General features: G+C 30.8%; 1 protein-coding gene. It reads right to left on the bottom strand.

Annotated elements, in window-relative coordinates:
- Positions 1-439: 439 nt before the first annotated feature.
- Complete coding sequence (locus CUL_RS0115545; protein WP_025642628.1) at positions 440-1,657, bottom strand: IS256 family transposase; 1,218 nt, start codon at positions 1,655-1,657, stop codon at positions 440-442.
- Positions 1,658-1,749 lie beyond the last annotated feature (92 nt).

Here is a 1,749-nt window from a genome sequence, read left to right as displayed (position 1 = left end):
AGATATGCCATATATATCAAGAACAGATGGCAGGTGGCTTAAAGGTATGCTTAAAGCCTCATATTTTTAATAACTAACATACTTTAAAATAATATATAAATTTGCCTATCCATTTAGGTTTATTAAGCTTATTGAGACTGTAATAAATTTTGTGCTTTAAGTAAGTTTGATTACTCTGATCTGACAAGAAAATTTAGATTTAATTTAGATAATAATTTTTCAAATTTGATACTTTAGTTTTAGTTTGCCAAAATTATAGGGAAATATACATAAATTCTTATAATTTTGGCAATAATTTTAAACATGGAGAAATGTGTTCATTTTTTTAGTTAGGTGGTTTCTAGGTAAATAATGGCCTAGGCCATTATTTACCTAGAAACCACCTGTTAAATCCTATTCCCCAAGTTTTTCTATAGATTTAGGGTGCATTGTTTCAATTTTAAAGATATTGTTCTACCCTTCCTTCAAAAAATATCATCAGTTGATTTAGAATAGAGTCCCAATTTCTATATCTCTGGGTCCACTTTTTCATAACATTTTGACTTGCTAGATATAGCATTTTTTCTAGGGATAAATCAGTTGGAAAGACAGACTTAGTCTTTGTAACTTTCCTAAATTGCCTATGCAAACCTTCTATTATATTTGTAGTATACATTATTTTTCTAATTTCAATAGGATATTTGAAAAATGGCGATAGTACATCCCAATTCATATCCCAACTTTTGATAGCATAGGGATATTTTTTTCCCCATTTTTCTTCTAAATCTAGTAGTTTCTGATATCCTTCCTCTTCATTTACAGCCTTATATACTTCTTTAAAATCATTTGCAAATTCCCTTAAATCTTTATAACTAACATATTTAAAAGAATTTCTGAGTTGATGAATTATACATCTTTGTATTTCAGCATTAGGGTAAGCTGCTTGTATTGCCTCCTTTAGGCCTGTTAATCCATCTACACTAAATATTAATACATCTTCTACTCCCCTGTTTTTTAAATCGTTTAATACCCCTAGCCAGAACTTTGAGGACTCAGTTTCACCTATCCAAATGCCCAGTATATCCTTGAAGCCATCTAGGGTAACCCCTAAAACAACAAAGGCTGCTTTGTTCTTAATTTGGCCATCTTCCCTTACCTTATAATGTATAGCATCTAGAAAAATGAAGGGATAAACAGGTTCTAGGGGTCTGTTTTTCCACTCATTTATTTGTGGAATAATTTTATCTGTTATTTTGCTAACCATATCTGCTGATACTTCAATTCCATAGAGATCCTTTACCTGGTCATGAATATCCCTAGTTGACATTCCTCTTGCATAAAGGGATATTATTTGTTCTTCTATACCTGATATATCCCTTGTATGTTTTGGAACTACTACTGGTTCAAATTCGCCATTTCTATCTCTTGGTATATCTAACTCAATTTCTCCAAAACGAGTGCTTACAGTCTTTTTCGTAGTACCATTTCTACGATTATCTGTATTTTTGTTCTTTTTATCTCCTTTTACATATCCTAATTCTACCTCTAATTCTGCCTCTAACATCTCTTGTAGTGCATCTTTAAACATTTCTTTAAGATATGTGTGGAGATCATTTACTGTTTTTAAATCTCCATCTACTATCATATTTCTTAAAACTTCCTTTGGTAAAGTTGCCATAAAAAATTCTCCTTTCTAGTTTTGGTCTTATTTAGATTCTTGCCAGAAAAGAGAATTTTATTTCCTAAAAGCACAAATTATTTTACACTACC

The organism is [Clostridium] ultunense DSM 10521 (assembly GCF_000511955.1).
Taxonomy (GTDB): Bacteria; Bacillota; Clostridia; order Tissierellales; family Tepidimicrobiaceae; genus Schnuerera; species Schnuerera ultunensis.
The sequence above is the reverse complement of the archived record's forward strand: the minus strand, read 5'-3'. Positions and strand labels throughout refer to the sequence as shown.